This is a genomic window from Agrobacterium tumefaciens (assembly GCF_005221385.1).
Classification (GTDB): domain Bacteria; phylum Pseudomonadota; class Alphaproteobacteria; order Rhizobiales; family Rhizobiaceae; genus Agrobacterium; species Agrobacterium tomkonis.
The window spans coordinates 239749-260250 of record NZ_CP039905.1; the positions used below are offsets into that span (position 1 = coordinate 239749).

Genomic DNA, 20502 nt, shown 5'->3' on the forward strand with positions numbered 1-20502 from the left:
CGCGATGTGGTTTCGGCACGCTGGCCCATCACGGTTACGCCACAGCGCGACGAGCTATTGTCGAGTTGGCTACACAGGCTCGCCTACGCCAACGGTGTGCCAGGGCGTGCTTTCGCCCGGGTACTTGGCCTCACACCTGGAATGTGGTCGGCCAGACTTGATTTGAAGTGTTCGATCACCCTGGCAGATCATCTGCGGCAGTATGCAGATATCACCTCAGAGCAACTCGCCGCTATGACGATGCCGGACGGTCTACCAAAACAGCTTTTTCTACCCCTTCGAAAACTCCACCGACGGTCTGGATCGACATGGCTACAGTTCTGCCCACGATGCCTCGCCACTGATACGCACCCATATTTTCGACGAGAATGGCGGCTGGCAACCCGACTTACTTGCGAAAAACACAAAAGCAGGCTGCGAGATCGATGCACCGCCTGCAATCAGCCCGTGGCGGCCTTTAATCAAAGCGCACTCGTTCCGCACCATTTTTGCACTCGCTGTGGTTACGACCTCCGTCGCGCATCGACCATCGATCTATGCCCGGCGGTGCGAAAGCTTGACCAATGCATCCATGAAATCTTTGGCTCGTCTGTTGAAACCCCAATCGACAATTTGCTCGTTCGGCGACTTTTGGAAATTCCTCAGCTTACCCGCATCCGTCAGCAGGAGCTCTTGACTGATTTGTCCACGTCATTTCGGGCTCGATGCTACGAGAGACTTGTATGTCACCCGAACGAAGGCGACATAGACAGGCGGCATGATCATGGAGCTGGTCGGACACTTGCATCTGCGGGCACCAAAGATAGCGGCCTCGATCTTCTAATCCGAATGCTTTCAGATGCGCTCAGACCTAAACGAGGGCGTCCGACTGCAGGCGATAGCCGGTCAATTGTCGATCTTACGCACTTTCTCACAGCCGCTCAGCAGATGAGCCTGATTTCGATGAGCCCAAAGTCCCGGAGGAGAAATGCAACCGCGATCGTCGGTTGTCGATGCTGAGATCATTTCAAATCCTACGCCTCGGGAGCATCCTTGAAGGGTGCGATAGAGTCGATCTCGGCAATTTTCTGAAATTCTCCGAGATATTCTTGGCGATGATTTTCTAACCACCGGCTAATACGGCCATTGGCAAGCAGCTTGGTGACATATCCCCGCGCGACGGTGAGGTGCAGATTGTCGATGCCGTATGTTTCCTCGACGTTCTTCACCTGGGTTTGTAATGCTGCCAGCTCCCTCTCCATGCGTGCGATCTGTTGACCGGATGGGGTGCCGGCGGCTCGGCCAGAGGATTTTTTCGGGGCGACGAGTTGGCTATCCGGCGTGGCGGCGCGTATCGCTTGGGCAAACATGATGGAAAAGTTATGCTGACCAATCATGAGATCTGCGGCCTCAATTTGCCGCACAGCCGACATTTGCCGCAAAACGTCGATAACGGTCATCGAACACGGCGTGTCTTTCAGCATCTCTGCGGCTTCAGGGCTGATGCCATCAAGCAGTCGGAACCGCCGTATGACGGAATCCACTTGTAGACCTAATGCATCTGCTATGTCCGCCGGCGCGACGCCTCTGTCGATCGCACGGGCAATCATCCTATGTTCCTGAATAGGAGCCAGCCGGTTGACCCGCTTGTTATATGTGTACGTGTCGTCATCGGTTGCGATGAGGCACTCGACATCCAGAATGCCGAGCTCTTTCAGGGCCTCAATCCGAAGATGGCCATCTAGTAGAAACCAGCTGCCCGGATTGTTGCTATCTGCGATCACGACCGGGGCTTCAACCAAACCAATCGCTTTAATGGAGCTTAAGACCTGCGCAAATTTTCTGCTTTCACGCGCCCCATCTGGTAGCGATTTCAACGGCAGGATCGACGAGATAGCAATTGTGCGAATATCGCGATCGAACGCCAGATGTATTTGCCCATCGGGTTCATCACGTCCGTCGGTCATCGTGCTCTCCGGATATTCGGCTTGCGAGCGCTCTTGGCATAGTGGCCAATCCCTCAGCCCTCAGCAAGTTGAGGAATCCTTCGTCGGCGAGAAGGTCCTTGATCGCTTCAACGATGAACAGGAGACGCGTCTGCGTGAAGTCTGACTTCTTGACCAACAGGCGTTGTTTTTCAGCTTCCCGCTGATAGACCTGCATCAGATCATGGGCCGCCATCCGCCGACCTGTACCCTTTCGGCCGAGACGTACTGATGGAAGCCCCTTTCCTTGTGCGCGCATGCGCATGTCAAGCAACCGCCTAACGGCGGCTAATTTCTTCCCGCGAAGCTGGCCGGCCTCATAGGCTTCCAATAGCAGGCTCTGCGCCTCTTCAGTTTCTGCCCGCGAGATTTCCATCGCCAGTGTGATCGGGATCAAACCGGTCTCGACCGCAGCAACGAGACGTTCCTCTCCTTTTTCAAGGAGGGTTGCGATCATATAGACCCACGATGTCCCCACACCAATTCTCTCGGCAATGGCGGCGTCAGTGTAGCCACGCGCTTTCAATGACCCGATCTCACGCATAAGGTCGATTGGCCGGGGTGTTGGTCGTGCAATGTTTTCGACCAAGCTCATGACGAGGCATTTGTCTTCGCTCGCTTCGATGACAACCGCTGGGATTTCGCTTTGCCCGAGCATTTGAAAGGCTTCCAAGCGGCCCTCCCCGCAAACCAGATCATACCGTGGTCCGCTTGGGCCATTGTGGCGGCTGACAGTGATCGGGCGTTTGAGACCGATGGCTTCGATATTGGCCACGATATCCCGATGCTGCCTTTTGTTGCGCGCGCGGGGGTTAAGCACCGAGATGCGTGAAATCGGGATCATTTCGATATGATTTGAATGAAGAGCAGCCATCACGCGGCCTCCGACAGGTTAACGGGTGCAGCGATCTGATAGAGAATAGCGAGGTCGTCGAACCGGTAGGCATCGAGCTGTAGGGCATTGTCTTCTGCGATCCTCAATCGATCGGCGAGAAGATCCAGTCTTGGAAAGAGGTAGTAGTCGAATGGCTTCTGGTTGGCCGAATCCATGCGGACGACAATGGTGATGTCTGGAGCAAGTGAGGTGTCGAAACGCAGGTTCCAACGTAGAAGTCCCGTCGGGGTCTGGAAGCAACGAGCGATTACGATAGATAGAGTGAATTCCTCGTTGACCGTCACATGATCGGTATCGTTGTCCTGCCAGGCTTCACTGCCAGAGGATTTCAAAGCGCCCATCACCTCGTCAAGTACTGCGGGATGAAGCTTCCTGAGTTCTCGATTGATCTCGACGTAACGATAGTCTCGATCCGGATCGAAGCCTACGAGACTATAGGCTCGCAGAAGGCTGCCAAATCGCGAGCTGTAGGCACTGCTTGACGGCATGCCGTCGCATTCGTCGATGACGATACCGGACAAGCTTCCCCTTTGCCGGTAAAGGTCCCGTAGAGACCGCAGCATTTCTTCGTCGCTCAAGCGGAAAGATCGTGCATTGATTATGGTCCGAGCTGCTTCGAAGAGGGCACGCTCAATGACAGCGTCGAATACGCCGTCAGCCCTGATCCACATGTCGGGATCATTGCGGACATGCTTTTTCTTCAACTTGAAAGACCGTCGGTTCCAAACATTGTCGCCGGCGTATTTCTCGTTGATCAGGATTTGGTGGATGGTTCCCCGCGTCCAGTTGCGGCCGAGGTCAGACTTAATACCCCGGTTATTCAGGTCGGCGGCAATTTGGTTTTCACTCTCTCCATGATGGACGAATCTGCGATATATCTCGCGCACCAGCTCCACCTCTTCAGACGGCCCTAAGGTGAGAATAACCCGGTCGGTCTGAATGCTTTTGTGCTCGCCACGATGAAGGATACCTTTAGTCTGACCGCGCTCGTCAATCAGGGTACGTCTTAGGCCGAAACCAGCCGGACCACCTTGCCGATACCCTTTTTCGATCAGCCGGCCTTGCCCTGCAAAGACCTTGGTGGACAACTCCCGGCTATACTCACCGGCCATAGCACGCTTGACGCCTTTAACGATGGTGGACACCGGACTGCCGTCATTTTCAAACTGTTCGGCGCAATACTGAACAGAGATCCCGGCACGGCGGCAGATGTATTCGTAATAAGCGCTTTCATCAGCATCCTGGAAACGGCCCCATCGACTGACATCATAGACCAGGACCATTGTGAAATCGGTCGTGCCAATCTGCACGTCCTCGATGAGTTGGCGCAGCGCGTCGCGTCCTTCGATTTTCAGGCCACTCTTTCCTGAATCCGCGTACGTGCGGACAATTTCAATACCACGCGCCCGAGCATAGTCTCGAATTGCCTCCGATTGGTTTTCGGTAGAATATCGCTGATGATCGGTCGACATACGCACATATTCGGCAGCCCGCACTGGCTGCGACGCCGATGACCTGCCGTTAAAGGTCTCCCGATCCACTGGTTGCCCCTCCTGTTATTGATCAGAGGCGTCTGATCCTGAGGCTGTCGCGGCGCCGAGCACATCCATTTCTGCAGGCATCCGCATCGCAATTCTAGCGCATCAAGGAGCGGAAGATGTTGCCGAAAAAGGGCAGTAAGTTGCCGACTTGGCCCGGCTTTCTGGGTGACCGAGAGGTCCTTGCCTTCACCGTCGCCGATCTTTTGAAGAAGGAGCATGGCGATAGTCACCGAGCGATTAAGGAGTTGATGCGCCAGACAGGTGCCAGCGAGCGAACCGTGAAACACTGGCTGTCTGGTCAACATGCTCCAGAGGTTATGTTTTTCCTTCGGCTCGTGGTCTCCTCGCCGGTCGTAAGAGCGTTCGTGCTTGGTATCATCGAAGGCCCGGCATCTGAGCAAACTTCTCCTGCGAATGATCGCATTATTCGCGTCGCGACCAGAGAAGCCTACGCCACTGGCGAAGCCGCTAACGCCACGCTGGCGGCAACCAGACGCCGCAATGACCCTTATCGTGTCCCTGAACGTGACCCTAAAGATGACCCTGAACCGCAATCCTTCAATCAGCGACAGCTATGGTTCTTGGAGCAGATCAGAATGGGTGAGCGCTTCAGTGCCAAGGAGATCGTTCAAACTTGGCATGTCAGCCTGAAAACCGCGCGTAGGGACATCAGCACGTTGCTCCATTCCAAGTTACTTGAGTACATCGGATCGCGGAGAAAAGGCCGTTATCGAACGAGTTCACGATGAACAGGAATATCAGTCGGCATCATCATCGTACTGTCCGCCGGAAGTGAGGTCGGCGGGATCTTTATTGGTGGCATCGAGCGCGCCTCGCCTGCTTAGAAGTCCAGCATCCTCAAGTGCCTCCATGTTGGGAAGGTCACGCAGGGTCTCAAAGCCAAACACTGACAAAAAGCGGGGTGTTGTCACATAGGTGTAAGGCGCACCGGGTGTCGGACTTCTCGGCCCTGAAACGATGAAGCCAGCATCTCGCAGGCCGGCGATCGTGTCACGACTGACCTCCTTGCCGAAAATCTCCGACAGTTCGGCCCGGGTGATCGGCTGAAAATATCCCACCGCCGTCAACACCATTGTCTCGGTCTCGGACAGCGATGCTGCAATCGATCTCGCCGGAGCGGTCGAAATGCGAATTGTTTCAGCAAACCGCGGTCGGGTGCGATGCTGCCATCCACCTGCAACCGACACCAATTCGTATGGTCGGTCTCTAAGCTCGTTGGCAAGGTCGTCAATCAGCAAATCAACGCTACAGTCCCTGCCAACCACGGCTGCCAGCATCTCGCGGCTAACTGGCTCAGCAGAAGCGAAGATTACCGCCTCGACCCGGAGCATCCATTCTCGCCACCGCAACTCCGACGGCAAATCCTCAAGCTCGCGATCAAAGAGAACGTCCTGCCTTCGATCTCGCGATGGCCGCCTTTTGGTTTGAGTTGCCGAGGATCTTGCCATCTTCATAACCCGTACAGGCGGAATGATGAGCGGCCGGAAACTTCTCGTACAGCCTCGAAACTCTCCAGTCGCTCAAACAGTCGAGTAGCTGCCCAGCGTGACAGATTGCAGCCCGGCGCCGAGGCCGGAATCGCGTCTTCATTGAGGAGCTTTTGGATAACCGCATCGCTCCCCTTGGTCCTCACCTTTGGCACTGCTGCCATTAGACGAGCGGCACGGCGATCAATGTCGGCGGCAGATTGGAGCGCTGCCTCGGCGCTGCTGACTACCGCCAAGCAGATTGCCTTCGGATAAGCCGGCTCACCCGGCCGCACTCGGCCTCTTCCGCCTATGGTACGGAATGCAGCCCCGAACCGTACAGGTAGCAACAGCGGCACGGGTTTCGCCCATTTCAGCTTCCGGGCCAGCACGATGTCTGCCAAAGCTAGAGCCAGGACCTCCGCGTCCGGACGAAGCGCCATGATCGCGGATACCAGATCAGCAATAGCAAGGGGGGCTGCGCGCGCGGACTGGATTGCCGCATCGGCGAGATCCGCGATCGAGGACAAATCGGAGTTCCATCGGATAGACAGAAGCTCGGCTAATTCCCGGACAAAAGCAGTACCCGGTATGGCTGTTCGACGTGCCAGCATTCGTGTGGCCAGAAACAGCTTTCCGGCCGGTCCCGGATCCCCTTTCTCAGGCGTCAACAAAACGGCGTCACGCAGCGCATCCTCTTCTTCATTCCGACCGAGCATGCGGGCCGCGACAGCCGCTGATTTAAGGGCCAGGCGATCACGCCAGCAGCCGAGCCATGGAGGATCGGCGCGGATCAAATCGTCGAGGGATTTCAGTGCGATACCAGCGGCGAAGGCGGCATCAATTTCGTCGATGTCACGGCCGCGTGCCAACGTCCAACCCGGCAGGTGAGCCGACCATGTCGTTTGTTGAATTTGCGGTGTAGCGATCGAGTCCATGTCTGACAACATAAATCATGCGCGCGGTTTGTACCATTAAATTTGACTAAAACCGCACAGCTTGTCGGCATTAAATAACGTCCGATAATCTTGCATTATCGGACGTCTTTGCTAGTCTTACTGGATCCGCGACGAACGCCTAGATTCTATGTCAGCTGACCGGAATTGATGAGATTGTGCAGTGATTTCTCGGAGTGCCATTTTCTGCCGAGGCGCTCCTCTACACTAGGCCTTTGATCTTATTCCCTTCTTCAAGCCGCTGGCTCCAATAAGCCTTCGTCAGTTAGTCTCACGATTTCCGCCTCGGGTACGCTTGGTCTCAACAATTCCGTGCCGGGTCGGATCAAAGACCACCAAATAGAGTTGCTGACTTCGTTCGCGGCTCCCCCTCCCCCCGCGTCAACAGTCGAAAAACGCGACCAGCTCGCTTTCGGCCACAGATGACTCAGGACGCGCTCCGATATTTTTCCATCTCTACGGTCAGCCTCCCCCCTGAAAGGCGCTGTACGGCCATCTGTGAGGGTCGAAAAATTTCGCTTTCGTGTTTTTTGAAAGGCCAGGCCGATTCTTGCCTGGACCGATGGTCAGGCGACCAAGGGTCGAGCAGTCCCGCGTTATCTTCTTTCGGCAATGCTCGTCAGCGGCCTTTTCGATGCGAGCGATCATATCCGCCGGGTCGTTCAGCAATCGGGCGACACCGATTGCAAGCGCGTACCGTTCCGCAGATGGTGCAGACGAGAGCTGCGCGATGTCCGTTGGCAGCTGCTGATCATAGATCGGGACTGCGACCGCGAATTCCGGCACCACAATTGTCAGCGCAGGGCGTCGGAAGCGTTTCGATTGAAGGGAGGGCTCGTGCTGTTGCAGCAACGACAATCTGGCCAATTCCCACGGAACCGCAGGCGACGCTTTGCGGATCGGCGATAGCAGCAGCGACAAAGCCTGCTCAACTGGCACTCCGTCGGCGCCCTTTCCCATTCCCCATCGATTGAGTATTGCCCCTCCCCTGCGCGCTGCCCAATAATCGCCGAGGGCACTGACCCCGCGGGTGTCGCGGCTGAACAGGGGTTGACGATGTCGCTCGCACCAAAAGGAAAAGGCAAACGACCAGGCTTTGAGCCGTGGCGGTCGTTGCATTCCCTGCGAGCACGCTGGGCAAATCTCCCCTGCTTTCCACCTGAGGAGATTGCGATAGCGCGATGGCAAACCATGGAAGGTCATCGCGAACAGTCGTTCTACCGAGCTGCTTGTTGCTGCGGCGATGCACTCCACATCACTAAGCGCGGGTTCCCTCTCCAGCTCCAGCGCAGGTCGTGCCCAGCCGACGTGCGCTTGCAGCTCATCCAACGAAACAAGATAGACGTCGGCGACCCGCTCCAGCCACGAGCTCAACCGCTCCTCCGGCAAGGGCGGTGGTACGATCGGAAGCGGCGCTCTCCCCTCCCCTCTCATGGCTCAGGCCGTAACGAAGGGTGGCGGCACGGCGACGCGGTGATCGAGGATCGCGGCTGGCGTAATCCGCTCGGTTCCGGTGAGGACGGCCTGCACGGCAAGGTCAATCACCATTCGGAATATCGATGCCGTGACGCCGCTATTGACCTCGACCAAGCGTTTGAGCGCGCTGTCCGTAAGCTCGGACGGCAAGCGCAGTGGCAACGACCGCAGAAGGCCTCCTACCAATCCATGAAAGTTGGCGTCGTGCCGCCAAGGCGGCAGGCCATAAGGCTCGAAGCGGCTGTTGAGATGGGCGTCTCCGCGGATCGCATCCCGTGCTTCGTGAGAGCCGAGGCAAATGAGCGGAATGCGCAACTCGTTGCCGAGGAAGCGCAACAGATTAAGCATCCGGCGCTGCTCACGGTAGGTTCCGGCAATCAGGTTCTGGACCTCGTCGATAACAAGCATGCGCGGCGCGGTTTCCTGCAGCAGTCGGAGCGCCTGCGTTTCAAGCTGTCCGATCGTGGCTCGTGTCGGCGGCGGGGCGCCGATCACCGAAAGCAGGCGATGATAGAAGCGGCCCTCGTCCGGCGAGGCCACCATCTGCACGGCAATGATGGGCCGATGATGGATGCCACTGCTTTCATCGAAGCTCGGAGGATGCGCGCGGACGAACTTCTCAATGATCATTGTCTTGCCCATGCCCGACGCCCCGAAGATCAGCAAGTTCGGCATGCGGGCACGCTTGGGAAACAAAAGAAGTTCCTCAAGTTTGTCGAGTGCCTGTCGGGCACGCGGATAATCAATCCACCGGTCTACCCTCATATGCTCGATGCGTTCGCGATCCGGCATGTTGGCATGGGCCTGAACCGCGGGATCCAGATGCGGATAGGCCGTCATTCCCACACCTCGACTGGAAAGTGGGGCAAGGTGATTACCGGTTCATCCAATGTCACGCTTGCCGCAAGTGCCGGCCTTGGCTGCAGATGAGCTCGACGCGCAAGCCATCTGCGTGTCTGGGTGGTTTCCCGGGTCGCCTGGTCGACAAGCGCACGTTGCGCGGCGATGGTCTGGAAAATCATCTCCTCATCGATCTCGCGGCGCCCGCGGGCTCGCTGCACGCGTATCGCTGCCTTCTGCTCCCACAGCGTGATGGCCGCACGTCCGGGATTACGTGTCGGCACCATCAGATAGTTGTCGCCCAGCTTGACGAATACCCTGTGCAAGTCCCGCGGGTCGTATTTGACCAGTACCTTGTCGTCGCACCGGCCGATCCAGGGTGCAAGGCCGTCAGACCAGTAGCAGATGTTGTTGAGGTGGATGCCGGTTCGGCGCAGCACGCGCGGTTCGAACGGCAGGAAATCGATGAGGAAAGCGAGCGGGTCAAGGACCTGCCGCACAGGATACGCAGATATAGCTTCCTTCCAGGCCGCCACTGGTGGCCGGCCAATGCCCCGATGCAGGCCGGAATGGTAGGCGATGATCTCCAACGCCAGCCAGGCCTCAAGCTCCCGCATCGTCATTACCGCGCGCGCCTCGGGATCGTAATCGCCCCGCTCCAGCACATTGGAGAAATGCGTGCCGGGAAGCAGATGTACCGCGCCCATCATCGTGCCGATCAGGCGTTCGATATGTCCGCCAAACCGGGGCGTTCCTGGCGGTCGGTAGGAGACGATGATATTATGGTCGTCGCAGCCCCGCTTAAACGCGCGCGCATGGAATTCGGCGCCGTTGTCGACATGAATGCATTCTGGCAAGCCGCTTGTGGGCCACTCCAGGGCTATCCCGCGATCCCCCAGCCACCGGGCCTTATCGATGATCGCGTGCGTCAGGCAAAGTGCCACAGATGTCACCGACGGCGCCTCTAAGGAAAGATAGAACCCCAGCACCATTCGCGTGCAAACATCGATGGCGATGCTCAGTATTGGCCGGCCAATCGGCTGCCGTTCAATTGGATCGACTACCGTTACGTCGACCTTCGTGTGATCGATCTGGACCACCTGCAACGGACGCTGAGCTGAAAACTCGCCAGGTAACGCCAGGAACTGCGCATCAGCCCGCGCTTTCCCCTCGCGGCGGCGCGTCATGGCTTCCAAATCCAAGGTCGCAAGATAGCCCTTCAGGCGTCTGATCGACGGTGGCGGCAACTGCTCTGCGCGACAGTCGGCAACGATGTGCTTTCGTAGCCGAGTTAACGTCGGCCGTTCCGGCATGGCATAGAATGTCGTAACGTTGCGATCGACAATTGCCTTCAGAGCCGGTTCAAAGGCGTCGATGCCCCCGCGTCGCCCCGACTTCCGGTGAATAAGCGCCGCGGCACGCTCCTCAGTCCTGAACCGCTTCAGCCAGCGGAACAGGGTCGCACGGCTGACTGCAAGCTCCGCCATCGCATCGGCGACGTCCCCGGCCGTGGGGCGCGGCGGTAGACGTCGCAGAACGTCCGCATGCCGAAGCACTTTCTGCCATTCGACTTCGTTGAGCTGATCACGTCGCATAGCCTTCACGCGCCTGGCATATCGAGGTAATCTCACCATATCTGAATCGCGTGACAGTTCAGTCTCAACGAAACCGAAACGGTCTCACGAAATCTGAATCGGCTAATCCCTTGGAAACAAATGAAGTCCAGTCTCGAGAAAAACGGTCAACTGACACAAAACACCAAAAATCATGTCAGCTGACCGGAATTGATGAGATTGTGCAGTGATTTCTCGGAGTGCCATTTTCTGCCGAGGCGCTCCTCCACACTAGGCCTTTGATCTTATTCCCTTCTTCAAGCCGCTGGCGCCAATAAGCTTTCGTCAGTTAGTCTCACGATTTCCGCCTCGGGTACGCTTGGTCTCAACAATTCCGTGCCGGGTCGGATCAAAGACCACCAAATAGAGTTGCTGACTTCGTTCGCGGCTCCCCCTCCCCCCGCGTCAACAGTCGAAAAACGCGACCAGCTCGCTTTCGGCCACAGATGACTCAGGACGCGCTCCGATATTTTTCCATCTCTACGGTCAGCCTCCCCCCTGAAAGGCGCTGTACGGCCATCTGTGAGGGTCGAAAAATTTCGCTTTCGTGTTTTTTGAAAGGCCAGGCCGATTCTTGCCTGGACCGATGGTCAGGCGACCAAGGGTCGAGCAGTCCCGCGTTATCTTCTTTCGGCAATGCTCGTCAGCGGCCTTTTCGATGCGAGCGATCATATCCGCCGGGTCGTTCAGCAATCGGGCGACACCGATTGCAAGCGCGTACCGTTCCGCAGATGGTGCAGACGAGAGCTGCGCGATGTCCGTTGGCAGCTGCTGATCATAGATCGGGACTGCGACCGCGAATTCCGGCACCACAATTGTCAGCGCAGGGCGTCGGAAGCGTTTCGATTGAAGGGAGGGCTCGTGCTGTTGCAGCAACGACAATCTGGCCAATTCCCACGGAACCGCAGGCGACGCTTTGCGGATCGGCGATAGCAGCAGCGACAAAGCCTGCTCAACTGGCACTCCGTCGGCGCCCTTTCCCATTCCCCATCGATTGAGTATTGCCCCTCCCCTGCGCGCTGCCCAATAATCGCCGAGGGCACTGACCCCGCGGGTGTCGCGGCTGAACAGGGGTTGACGATGTCGCTCGCACCAAAAGGAAAAGGCAAACGACCAGGCTTTGAGCCGTGGCGGTCGTTGCATTCCCTGCGAGCACGCTGGGCAAATCTCCCCTGCTTTCCACCTGAGGAGATTGCGATAGCGCGATGGCAAACCATGGAAGGTCATCGCGAACAGTCGTTCTACCGAGCTGCTTGTTGCTGCGGCGATGCACTCCACATCACTAAGCGCGGGTTCCCTCTCCAGCTCCAGCGCAGGTCGTGCCCAGCCGACGTGCGCTTGCAGCTCATCCAACGAAACAAGATAGACGTCGGCGACCCGCTCCAGCCACGAGCTCAACCGCTCCTCCGGCAAGGGCGGTGGTACGATCGGAAGCGGCGCTCTCCCCTCCCCTCTCATGGCTCAGGCCGTAACGAAGGGTGGCGGCACGGCGACGCGGTGATCGAGGATCGCGGCTGGCGTAATCCGCTCGGTTCCGGTGAGGACGGCCTGCACGGCAAGGTCAATCACCATTCGGAATATCGATGCCGTGACGCCGCTATTGACCTCGACCGCTGATCACGTCGCATAGCCTTCACGCGCCTGGCATATCGAGGTAATCTCACCATATCTGAATCGCGTGACAGTTCAGTCTCAACGAAACCGAAACGGTCTCACGAAATCTGAATCGGCTAATCCCTTGGAAACAAATGAAGTCCAGTCTCGAGAAAAACGGTCAACTGACATTCTACTTCTATACGCGCAATTCACCGCTTTCAGATAATCGAGAATGGTGCTAATGTGGCTAGACAGCCTAGCTAGATCGGAGCAGATTCATGGATTGGCAGCTGCAGGACGCTAAAAACCAATTTTCGAAAGTAGTGCAAAAAGCCCGCTTTGAAGGCCCGCAAGAGATAACCGTGCGTGGCGAACGCACAGCCGTTGTCTTGTCCGCAAAAGACTATGACGCTTTGCGCGCAGGACGACCGACTTTGGTCGATGATCTGCTTGCCGGTCCGCCTTGGGATGACGCCTTCACCGACACGGTCGACGCACGGGCCAAAGTCTCAAGCCGCGACGTGTCCTTCTGATGTATCTGGTGGATACGAATATTGTCTCGGAGGCAAGGCGGGGCACTCCACAGGCAGTGTCGTGGCTGCGCTCGGTCGATCCTCTCAGCGTCCATTTGAGTGCGCTGACGCTTGGTGAGATCATGCGCGGTATTGCCTTGAAACAAAAAACAGATCCCAAGGCTGCGGCACATCTTGCCGAATGGCTGCGCAAGCTGCGCCACGATCATGCTGACCGCATCCTCACGGTGACCGACGAGATCGCAGTCGAATGGGGCCGCATCGCCGCGATCCGTCCGCGCGGCGACATCGACGGGCTGATCGCAGCCACTGCAATTGTCCATGATCTGATCCTCGTCACTCGCAACGTCAAGGACTTTGAGGACACAGGCGCAGCCGTCATCAATCCATGGGAAGTGTGAGATGAGCGACATTCTCGGTGGGCAAGCTATGGCGGACGATCCTTCCATTTCCAGAGCAGAAATCCCCTCCCCTGCCCCACAACCGGGGTCCAGCCTGTCGGGTCACCTGCAAGACCTCACCGATCGCGCTCGAAGCTACGTCGAGGCAGCCAGCTCGATCAACACTAGAAAAGCCTACGCATCCGACTGGAAGCACTTTTCTGCCTGGTGCCGTCGCTCCAGTCTTTCCCCCCTCCCCCCACATCCGGCGACCGTCGGCCTCTACATCACAGCCTGCGCCTCGGGATCCGTTGACCGCGGAGCAAAGGCAAATTCCGTTTCGACGATTGAGCGCCGCCTCTCGTCGATTTCGTGGAATTATGCGCAACGCGGCCTGAGCCTCGATCGCAAGGACCGGCATATCGCCATTGTTATGGCCGGGATTCGAAACAGCCATGCCCGCCCGCCGGTCCAAAAGGAAGCGGTCATGGCGAGCGACATCATCGCCATGCTAGAAACACTCGATCGCGGCACCCTGCGTGGCATGCGCGACCGAGCGATGCTGCTAATCGGCTATACTGGTGGACTTCGGCGGTCAGAGATCGTTGGCCTCGATCTGAAAGCCGACCAGACCGAGGACGGGCGCGGTTGGATCGAGATCCTCGACAAGGGCATGCTCATCACCTTACGCGGCAAAACCGGATGGCGAGAGGTCGAGGTCGGCCGCGGCTCGGCCGATGCGACCTGCCCGGTCGCCGCTATCGAAACGTGGATCAAGTTCGCCAAGCTTGCGCACGGTCCCCTCTTCCGTCGGGTCACGGGACAGGGCAAAGCGGTTGGATCGGAGCGCTTGAACGACAAGGAAATCGCCCGCCTAGTCAAGCGCACCGCCATGGCTGCGGGTATTCGAGGCGATCTGCCCGAGATCGAGCGTCAGTTTAAATTCTCGGGCCACTCCCTGCGCGCCGGCCTTGCCTCGTCTGCCGAGGTCGACGAGCGATATGTCCAGAAGCAACTGGGGCACGCGTCCGCAGAGATGACCCGCAGATATCAGCGCCGGCGTGATCGCTTCCGCGTGAATTTGACCAAGGCTTCAGGGCTTTAGCTGGCCCCTACCCTCCTCCGCATGTGTCAATCGGCATCGAAACGGGGCTCTGACGCAGTTTTGGTGGTGATGGATTTTATCCCGCGCCGATGACGCGGGCTTGGAGGAGATCAATTTTTCCGCGGCCGTACATCTGGCGTTTCACAAGTTTGAGCTTGGTGATCTGCCCCTCCGTCTGGCCGTTGGACCATGGTGAAGAGATCGCTGCGCTGACGGCTGCTCGGTCTCTAACGACACCGTTGGCGAAGGAGGCGACCAAGCCCGATCGAGCGCGTTCCAACCACGGATCGAGATCAGCGAGAGATTTCTTGCGGATCATGGCCTGGAAGGCGGCGATGACTTCCCGCGCCTCAACCAGCAGCGGCACGCCACCCTCAATCGCCGCAACCGTCACGGTCTCAGATTTGGAAAGGTCGTCGCGGCCGATGGTCATGAGACGTGCAATGGTCCTGGCCGAAGGCGCTCGGCTCAACGCGCCCGCATCGACCTTCTCTGCTTTTCGACGGCGTGTGGCCCACTCGGTGACAACTCGAAGACAGCCGCGGAACCCTTGGCTCTTGAGTTGCCGCCATAGCTCCGTTCCATTCCGGTGTCCGGCCATCCATTGAGCGTCAAGCCAGGGCAGGTAGAGTTCAAGCGAGTTCTCACGGACGCGGAAGACATCCGAACGTTGACCACGCAGTACGCGTCGGACAAGGCCGCGACTGTATCCGGTCCGGCGCACGATCTCCTTGATTGTTGCTCCGGACTTGGCCATGTCGAGAATTGCGGCGTTGGTGTCTTCCCGTCGAAGATATCCCTCGTACTGGATCCTCTCGGCGGCCGTCAGCAGTTCGGGGTTGATCGTGGCCGCTCCGATCGCAGTTCGGATCTGGCGCATCGATTTGCGCACCGCATCGAGGAATGCCCGGCTGGCGTTCTCCATTAAGTGCCAGCGGTCAGCGACCTGGGTGGCGTGTGGCAACGCCTTGGCTGCAGCCGTCGCGTAACCGCCGCCGCGGTCGCGAGCGACGATGCTGATCTGAGGTTGGTCCGAGAGCCAGGCCTGGGCCGTCGACGGCTCCCGATCCGGCAGGAGAGCAATGGTTTTGCGCCGTTCCAGATCGCAGATGATGGTCCCATAGCGTTGATTTCGTCGCCACGCCCAGTCGTCGATACCGATCACGGTGGGTGGGACAAAGCGCGGACTGCCGCGTCGCCGCACGACGCGCAGCAGCGTATCGTTGCTGACCGGCAACATCAGCCTTTTGGCAAAGGTGGCCGCTGGCCTGCCACCCAGTGCAAGTCCGAGATGATGGACGATGTGGTCAAGCCTGGCGGTTCGCCGCGCCGAAGGCGCGAGAATGTCTCCGTCGAAGCGCTCGGCGAAGATTCAACGACCGCATAGCACTGCATCGCAGTGGAACCGGCGCGCTTCAATGACAAGCCGAACGGGCTTTCCCACCAAGGGCAGGTCAGCCAGGCGTCGTTGATATCGACTGTGGATTCGTTCCGACCTTGTTCCACAGATTGGGCAAAAGCTTGCTTTGCTCGTCGGCCGGACTGCGATCAACATGACGTCGTCATCAATGGCTGTATTGTCGACTATAAAGCCGCGAGGGACGAGCGTCGACGATCTGAGCGAATGGCCCATGGTATTGATTCCTTGCGTGAAACCAACATCAGCCAGCACTTGATTTCATCAAAAGTGAGTCAGAGCCCCGTTTCGATGCCGAAACACATCGGGCACTGTTTCGAAGCGGGGGCTCGATCCGCAATCCATCAATGCGATCATCAAGCAGCGCGTGCAGTTGGCTGGTTTCGATCCTGGGGAGTTTTCCGCGCATGGACTGCGGTCTGGCTACCTCACCGAGGCCGCCAACCACGGCATCCCGATGCCTGAGGCCATGGAGCAATCTCGTCATCGCTCGGTGCAGCAGGCCTCAAACTACTATAACTCCGCAGCACGTCGCACTGGTCGGGCTTCCCGAATTCTTTGAAAAAGTGTGCAGGTGAATTTTCAGCAGCAAAACTCATCGAATCTTAAAATCAAGAATCTACGCGGGATCACGACATTTGATGTGAGCAAATGATGAGTAGAGATATTGCTTCAAGCCAGCTAGCGTTCCCTGTTGGCGTTGTGCTTTTTTCCGGATCGGTATCCCTCAACTGCTTTTTTGAAATTGAGCGTTACTCGTGGGGCATCATCATCGTGTATGCCTATCTGACCTTAAGCTTCTTGGGAATTATCGTCTTCGATATTTGGAGACGCGTCGGACAAAGGTCTCGGTCGCAACGAGTTCGCTTCGGACGGATTTGGCGCCGCACTGGGCTGGTCTGGCACACTATCGGCGCAATCTCGGTGGTCTTGGCTACCTGGTTGCTGTCGCAGACAACATCCGCGTTCGCCGTCAATGATCGTTTCCAAGACCTTTTCTCAACTTATGTGGCCACCTTCGGACTTTATGGATTTACGCCAATCGCAACAGACTCATTCGCTGCATTGGCGTCGAGGGACACGAATAAAGGTCGCTTCCTCAAGACTATGCTTAGGGCTCCGCGTGGTTTCGCGGCGTTGTGGTTTATCATCTACATCACAACGGGCATGGTCCTTTACAACTACGCCGGAAACGCTTCATACGACGAGATCTCGGTTGACGGTGCAACTATTCCCCACACGGCTTGGGCAGTTGGTATAGGTTCATTAACGGCCGCATTCAAAATGCTGATTTTCTTGAGAAGCCAAAACAACAAACCAGCCAACTAATACCCTACGGACTTCTTGTAGTGCCATGTGCGCATCCGACTACTGCCTCATCCATTTGAAGAGCAGATAGCGCGTCTTCCCTGAAGACCTACTAGCCGCGACAAAGGAGAATTTATTGGCTCACGTGCCATTAAATCTTCTTACGCACCTCAAGGCCGAACTAGCTTGTCACCTGCCGGCCAGACGACTTTGAAATCGCCGTTCTCCAATGGCCATGCGAGGCCGAACCCGTTTCCCAGAGCCAAGGCCCTGTCGTCGGCCTTGGTGACTTCCGTTTCCACAACAATAAGCTGCCTTCCTTCCCATCTCTGGTGCTGCCGATAGTCCAGCAGTTGTCCCATCGCCGTTCGGATAGCAAATCGAACAGTCGACGCCTCCGTTGGCTTGACCTCGACCATTACGTCTTGACCTTTTCCATCCGTAAACCGCATGTAGTCGCAGAAAGTAGGAAGAAACCGAACGCCATGGACCGTGCGTTGAAGATATTCCCTGAACAGCTTTTCAAGCTTGCTGTGCCGGGGGGTTACCTGCACCTCATGACGTTTCACATACTTAGCGTAGCCTTCAGTTGCCGCCTGCCCGGCCCGATGCTTGACACGACTGCGCACAGGTGGCCGAGCATAAGATGGCACTTTGTCGCCGATCATTGCGCGGATTGACTTTACGAAGCTCTTCGCCTCAGGGTCAGTCGTATCGTCCGCATACCACCAGCTCGCTTGCCCGCTCCAGCCCTCACCGCGTTGTAGGTAAAGTCGTTCATCCCGTTTGCTGAAAGGGATGAGATGCGCATCCTTGGCCCGCGCGCGCACCCGAAAGCTCAATATCTCGTCGAGCTCGTGCTGAGCGGAAGGATATATGCCGTCGAGCCTCTGGCGGTCACGATAGACCCGCGCATTTTCGTACCATCCGATCACGCAACGCGGATCTTTGCCATCGATAGGAGCGGTCCAGACGACATCCACGCCATCAATGAACTCTGCCGAGGTAGATGCCCCCAAACGCTCGATTTTTACCTTCCGATCGACCGCGTCCTTTATCGTTTCAAAATGCCCATAAACGTACCCGTCGTCGGCTGCCACGAAGTTCAGTTCCTCCCCGGCTTTGCCCTCCGAAACGACGTAACCACCACCACCCTTCGGAGGGTCAGTGGCATCCCGACCTGCATAGTTCTTCATCCACGCAATATTACAAAAAAGTAGCGGCATGATTTCTTCCGGAGCGACGAGTGACTATAGCAAATTAATCTTTTCATCCGCGCGAGAAAGTTGCAAATCGGAATAGTGCTTCGCCGTGATCATGTACCACTGACAGGGAGCTTCGTGAGCGACCGAGAACTCACAGACGGCAATGACGATCGAACGACTATTCCCGACGGAGCGAATTCTAGGTCCTGTTGACAAAGTATGGCAGCCATATCTTTGCGGCGGCCAGGGCAAGGAATGCTGAGAAGGATTTTCGGGTCTTATCGTATCGGGTCGCAACGCGACGGAACTGTTTGAGACGGTTGAACATCCGCTCGATACGGTTCCGATCCTTATAGGCCCGGAAGTCGCAGGCAGGCGGGTTCTTCCGGTTGGCCTTCGGCGGAATGACTGGCCTGATCCCATGGATCAAGAGTTCCTCGCGCTGGAAATCACCGTCATATCCTTTGTCGGCGAGGAACAGTCTCGGCTTGCCAACCGGCATTGCCAGCAGGTCCGGAACGGCGTTGTAGTCTGAAGCCTCGCCGCCTGTCAGGACGAAGCCAAGAGGGCGTCCCTGACCGTCTGCGCGGGCGTGGATTTTCGTCGTAAAGCCGCCGCGTGATCGACCAAAAGCCTCCTGATAAGTCCCCCTTTAGCGCCCGCAGCCTGAGAATGGCCGCGGACCGTGGTGCTGTCGATCATGTGCTGCCAGTCATCCGTCAGCCCCAGCTCAACGAGGGTCTCAAGCAGAGCGTCCCAAACGCCTTGTTCGGCCCAACGGCGGAAGCGCACATAGACCGAATTCCATTTCCCGTAGCGCTCATGCATGTCGCGCCAGGGGCATCCGACCCGAAGAACATGCAGCATGCCGTTGAGGTATCTTCGATTGTCGTGCGAGGGACGAGACTTCCTGCCACGTTCGGTGGGCAAAAGACCCTCAATGATCCGCCATTCCATATCCGTCAGGTCGCCGCGAGCCAAAACCGCCTCCTAAAAGGCAGTCTTGAATCACGCTTTTGCTGATTTGGGAATCCACTTTGTCAACAGGGCCTAGCTACCTGCCGGTATCGGCATTCGATATCGACACCTTCAACGACATTCTCGTCGAAGAGATCGATTCTGACTTCACCTCAAGCATATGCTGTTGCGTCGACTGCTACGAGGATTTCGCCCTTACGTGTCCGGGCGTCGAAATACACGATGTCGAATTTCAGACGAACGCAGTGAGCGTGTACTACTGCGTTGAGCAGAGCCACCTCGTCCACCTCTACACGGCGGAGCTTATGACACTTAAGCACTTTGTGTTCTGTCCCCGCTGTGGAACATATGTACGTAGGTCGATCCACATTTTCGAACATCCGTTTGATCGGGTCGAAGAGATTGAAAAGTCGATTGGCGAGCCGCCATCGATAGGAAGTGCCACTCCCTTCCTGCTTCTCAAGCATCCATTCGCGCGAAGCATCCTCGAAGCGGTCCGGGGACTTTCTGCAGACACTACTCCCAAGTTAACGCCTGGGACATTCTTCCGCGCAAGGAAATCAGCGCACATTACGAAGCAGTATCAGTCCTTCTCCGACATCGCAACGTTCGGCCCCAGCCCCTCAGGTGTGATTGGAGAAGGCCGATTCAATCATGCCGGCGCCCCCATGATCTGCCTCGCAACCACCCTTGAAACAGCACTTCTTGAGATCGGCAGCCTCAACGAATTGTCTTCGGTCGTAAAGCTGGCGCTCGATGTCGAACAGTGTACCGCTTGCCGCGCCGCGCATTGATCGCGGCTGGTTGAGACCCGAATACGTATTCTCTCGGTTTTGCGCCCAACGCCGATCTTCAGAGCTGTCTCCGCCTGATCGGCGTTCAGGAGACAGGCGCCGCTGTAGCTTTTAGCAACTAGGAGCTTTTACGCTATTTGCCACTTCATGGCAGGCTTATGCCCGATGGTGCTGGTAACGGTCGCCGAAAGCCAATGCCGCAGATTCCCACCACTCGTTTGACAGCCGTGCAGAACGCTAGTTTCGCAATAGAAAACAAAAGGTTAGACCACAAAAAAAGTGATCCGCCGTAGAGGGTCTAGCTGTTAAGGTCTTGTTAACTAAAAAAAGTTTGCCGAACAGGTAGAATCGCAGGTATTAATAACGCTTATTGGACTACGTTTGAGCTAAAAGCGTTATTCTGGATTCGGCTGA

18 protein-coding genes and 2 pseudogenes are annotated in these 20502 nt (G+C 57.1%); 8 read left to right on the plus strand and 12 right to left on the minus strand.

Features of this window, described 5'->3' with window-relative positions:
- Window positions 1-6: 6 nt before the first annotated feature.
- A complete protein-coding gene (locus CFBP6623_RS26290) occupies window positions 7-999 on the plus strand; it encodes a TniQ family protein (RefSeq protein WP_225341521.1) in 993 nt (330 codons plus the stop codon).
- A gap of 14 nt (window positions 1000-1013) precedes the next feature.
- On the opposite strand, the gene CFBP6623_RS26295 is transcribed toward CFBP6623_RS26290, so the two are convergent.
- From CFBP6623_RS26295 to CFBP6623_RS26305, 3 genes are read right to left on the minus strand one after another with little or no spacing between them, the layout of a single operon-like run.
- The gene (locus tag CFBP6623_RS26295; protein ID WP_080843364.1) at window positions 1014-1946 is read right to left on the minus strand and encodes a plasmid partitioning protein RepB C-terminal domain-containing protein; all 933 of its coding nucleotides are present in this window, start codon (window positions 1944-1946) and stop codon (window positions 1014-1016) included.
- A complete protein-coding gene (locus tag CFBP6623_RS26300) occupies window positions 1930-2808 on the minus strand; it encodes a plasmid partitioning protein RepB C-terminal domain-containing protein (protein ID WP_137002620.1) in 879 nt (292 codons plus the stop codon). The genes CFBP6623_RS26295 and CFBP6623_RS26300 overlap by 17 nt, the downstream gene beginning before the upstream one ends.
- Before the next feature lie 29 nt (window positions 2809-2837).
- Window positions 2838-4331 carry a recombinase family protein gene (locus CFBP6623_RS26305; RefSeq protein ID WP_080843366.1) on the minus strand — a complete coding sequence of 498 codons (1494 nt, stop codon included), beginning with the start codon at window positions 4329-4331 and terminating at the stop codon, window positions 2838-2840.
- 185 nt (window positions 4332-4516) lie between these two features.
- On the opposite strand from CFBP6623_RS26305, the gene CFBP6623_RS26310 reads away from it, so the two are divergent.
- Window positions 4517-5149 (plus strand): hypothetical protein, encoded by a 633-nt coding sequence (locus CFBP6623_RS26310; RefSeq protein ID WP_167379205.1) that lies wholly within the window; start codon window positions 4517-4519, stop codon window positions 5147-5149.
- Between the two features lie 9 nt (window positions 5150-5158).
- Here the strand turns inward: CFBP6623_RS26310 and scpB are convergent, their stop codons facing one another.
- From scpB to CFBP6623_RS26340, 6 genes are all read right to left on the minus strand, one after another.
- Window positions 5159-5869, minus strand: coding sequence for an SMC-Scp complex subunit ScpB (gene scpB / locus CFBP6623_RS26315; RefSeq protein WP_408606511.1), 711 nt, complete (start codon window positions 5867-5869; stop codon window positions 5159-5161).
- A gap of 2 nt (window positions 5870-5871) precedes the next feature.
- Window positions 5872-6825, minus strand: coding sequence for a DUF1403 family protein (locus tag CFBP6623_RS26320; RefSeq protein ID WP_080843382.1), 954 nt, complete (start codon window positions 6823-6825; stop codon window positions 5872-5874).
- A 480-nt stretch (window positions 6826-7305) separates the two neighbouring features.
- Window positions 7306-8277 (minus strand): TniQ family protein, encoded by a 972-nt coding sequence (locus CFBP6623_RS26325; RefSeq protein WP_080723341.1) that lies wholly within the window; start codon window positions 8275-8277, stop codon window positions 7306-7308.
- A gap of 3 nt (window positions 8278-8280) precedes the next feature.
- Window positions 8281-9159 carry a TniB family NTP-binding protein gene (locus tag CFBP6623_RS26330; protein ID WP_080843369.1) on the minus strand — a complete coding sequence of 293 codons (879 nt, stop codon included), beginning with the start codon at window positions 9157-9159 and terminating at the stop codon, window positions 8281-8283.
- Entirely contained in the window at window positions 9156-10754 is a 1599-nt protein-coding gene (locus CFBP6623_RS26335; protein ID WP_080843370.1) for a Mu transposase C-terminal domain-containing protein, read from the minus strand. Before CFBP6623_RS26335 ends, CFBP6623_RS26330 begins: the two co-directional genes overlap by 4 nt.
- A 504-nt stretch (window positions 10755-11258) precedes the next feature.
- The gene (locus tag CFBP6623_RS26340; protein ID WP_080723341.1) at window positions 11259-12230 is read right to left on the minus strand and encodes a TniQ family protein; all 972 of its coding nucleotides are present in this window, start codon (window positions 12228-12230) and stop codon (window positions 11259-11261) included.
- A 416-nt stretch (window positions 12231-12646) separates the two neighbouring features.
- Between CFBP6623_RS26340 and CFBP6623_RS26345 the strand changes: the two genes are divergently transcribed.
- The 3 genes from CFBP6623_RS26345 to CFBP6623_RS26355 are packed head-to-tail and all read left to right on the plus strand — an operon-like array spanning window position 12647 to window position 14386.
- Window positions 12647-12901 carry a type II toxin-antitoxin system Phd/YefM family antitoxin gene (locus CFBP6623_RS26345; RefSeq protein ID WP_062653982.1) on the plus strand — a complete coding sequence of 85 codons (255 nt, stop codon included), beginning with the start codon at window positions 12647-12649 and terminating at the stop codon, window positions 12899-12901.
- Complete coding sequence (locus tag CFBP6623_RS26350; protein ID WP_062653980.1) at window positions 12901-13302, plus strand: type II toxin-antitoxin system VapC family toxin; 402 nt, start codon at window positions 12901-12903, stop codon at window positions 13300-13302. Before CFBP6623_RS26345 ends, CFBP6623_RS26350 begins: the two co-directional genes overlap by 1 nt.
- 28 nt (window positions 13303-13330) lie before the next feature.
- Window positions 13331-14386: a site-specific integrase gene (locus CFBP6623_RS26355; RefSeq protein ID WP_062653988.1), complete on the plus strand. Its 1056-nt coding sequence runs from the start codon at window positions 13331-13333 to the stop codon at window positions 14384-14386.
- A 76-nt stretch (window positions 14387-14462) separates the two neighbouring features.
- Here the strand turns inward: CFBP6623_RS26355 and CFBP6623_RS26360 are convergent.
- Window positions 14463-16019 (minus strand): annotated as a pseudogene (locus tag CFBP6623_RS26360) (ISL3 family transposase).
- An 88-nt stretch (window positions 16020-16107) separates the two neighbouring features.
- Between CFBP6623_RS26360 and CFBP6623_RS26365 the strand changes: the two are divergent.
- Window positions 16108-16365 (plus strand): annotated as a pseudogene (locus CFBP6623_RS26365) (tyrosine-type recombinase/integrase); the annotation flags it as partial.
- 92 nt (window positions 16366-16457) lie between these two features.
- Complete coding sequence (locus CFBP6623_RS26370; RefSeq protein ID WP_062653979.1) at window positions 16458-17132, plus strand: hypothetical protein; 675 nt, start codon at window positions 16458-16460, stop codon at window positions 17130-17132.
- A gap of 149 nt (window positions 17133-17281) precedes the next feature.
- Here the strand turns inward: CFBP6623_RS26370 and CFBP6623_RS26375 are convergent, their stop codons facing one another.
- Both CFBP6623_RS26375 and CFBP6623_RS26380 read right to left on the minus strand, forming a co-directional pair.
- On the minus strand, window positions 17282-18337 hold the full coding sequence (locus CFBP6623_RS26375; RefSeq protein ID WP_062653977.1) for a hypothetical protein: 1056 nt from the start codon (window positions 18335-18337) through the stop codon (window positions 17282-17284).
- 178 nt (window positions 18338-18515) lie between these two features.
- Window positions 18516-19297 (minus strand): IS5 family transposase gene (locus CFBP6623_RS26380; RefSeq protein WP_225341515.1). Its coding sequence is split into 2 segments (ribosomal slippage): window positions 18516-18967 and window positions 18967-19297, totalling 783 coding nucleotides; the frame shifts between segments, so codons are not numbered across the junction.
- A 35-nt stretch (window positions 19298-19332) separates the two neighbouring features.
- On the opposite strand from CFBP6623_RS26380, the gene CFBP6623_RS26385 reads away from it, so the two are divergent.
- Window positions 19333-20088: an RES domain-containing protein gene (locus CFBP6623_RS26385; protein WP_080843284.1), complete on the plus strand. Its 756-nt coding sequence runs from the start codon at window positions 19333-19335 to the stop codon at window positions 20086-20088.
- The last annotated feature ends 414 nt before the right edge of the window (window positions 20089-20502 follow it).

What these genes read in the sequence shown, in the direction of transcription:
- CFBP6623_RS26295 (WP_080843364.1), bottom strand. Translation starts at nt 1,946, where the DNA reads ATGACCGACGGACGTGATGAACCCGATGGGCAAATACATCTGGCGTTC.
- CFBP6623_RS26300 (WP_137002620.1), bottom strand. Translation starts at nt 2,808, where the DNA reads ATGATCCCGATTTCACGCATCTCGGTGCTTAACCCCCGCGCGCGCAAC.
- CFBP6623_RS26305 (WP_080843366.1), bottom strand. Translation starts at nt 4,331, where the DNA reads ATGTCGACCGATCATCAGCGATATTCTACCGAAAACCAATCGGAGGCA.
- CFBP6623_RS26310 (WP_167379205.1), top strand. Translation starts at nt 4,517, where the DNA reads ATGTTGCCGAAAAAGGGCAGTAAGTTGCCGACTTGGCCCGGCTTTCTG.
- scpB (WP_408606511.1), bottom strand. Translation starts at nt 5,869, where the DNA reads ATGGCAAGATCCTCGGCAACTCAAACCAAAAGGCGGCCATCGCGAGAT.
- CFBP6623_RS26320 (WP_080843382.1), bottom strand. Translation starts at nt 6,825, where the DNA reads ATGGACTCGATCGCTACACCGCAAATTCAACAAACGACATGGTCGGCT.
- CFBP6623_RS26325 (WP_080723341.1), bottom strand. Translation starts at nt 8,277, where the DNA reads ATGAGAGGGGAGGGGAGAGCGCCGCTTCCGATCGTACCACCGCCCTTG.
- CFBP6623_RS26330 (WP_080843369.1), bottom strand. Translation starts at nt 9,159, where the DNA reads ATGACGGCCTATCCGCATCTGGATCCCGCGGTTCAGGCCCATGCCAAC.
- CFBP6623_RS26335 (WP_080843370.1), bottom strand. Translation starts at nt 10,754, where the DNA reads ATGCGACGTGATCAGCTCAACGAAGTCGAATGGCAGAAAGTGCTTCGG.
- CFBP6623_RS26340 (WP_080723341.1), bottom strand. Translation starts at nt 12,230, where the DNA reads ATGAGAGGGGAGGGGAGAGCGCCGCTTCCGATCGTACCACCGCCCTTG.
- CFBP6623_RS26345 (WP_062653982.1), top strand. Translation starts at nt 12,647, where the DNA reads ATGGATTGGCAGCTGCAGGACGCTAAAAACCAATTTTCGAAAGTAGTG.
- CFBP6623_RS26350 (WP_062653980.1), top strand. Translation starts at nt 12,901, where the DNA reads ATGTATCTGGTGGATACGAATATTGTCTCGGAGGCAAGGCGGGGCACT.
- CFBP6623_RS26355 (WP_062653988.1), top strand. Translation starts at nt 13,331, where the DNA reads ATGGCGGACGATCCTTCCATTTCCAGAGCAGAAATCCCCTCCCCTGCC.
- CFBP6623_RS26370 (WP_062653979.1), top strand. Translation starts at nt 16,458, where the DNA reads ATGAGTAGAGATATTGCTTCAAGCCAGCTAGCGTTCCCTGTTGGCGTT.
- CFBP6623_RS26375 (WP_062653977.1), bottom strand. Translation starts at nt 18,337, where the DNA reads ATGCCGCTACTTTTTTGTAATATTGCGTGGATGAAGAACTATGCAGGT.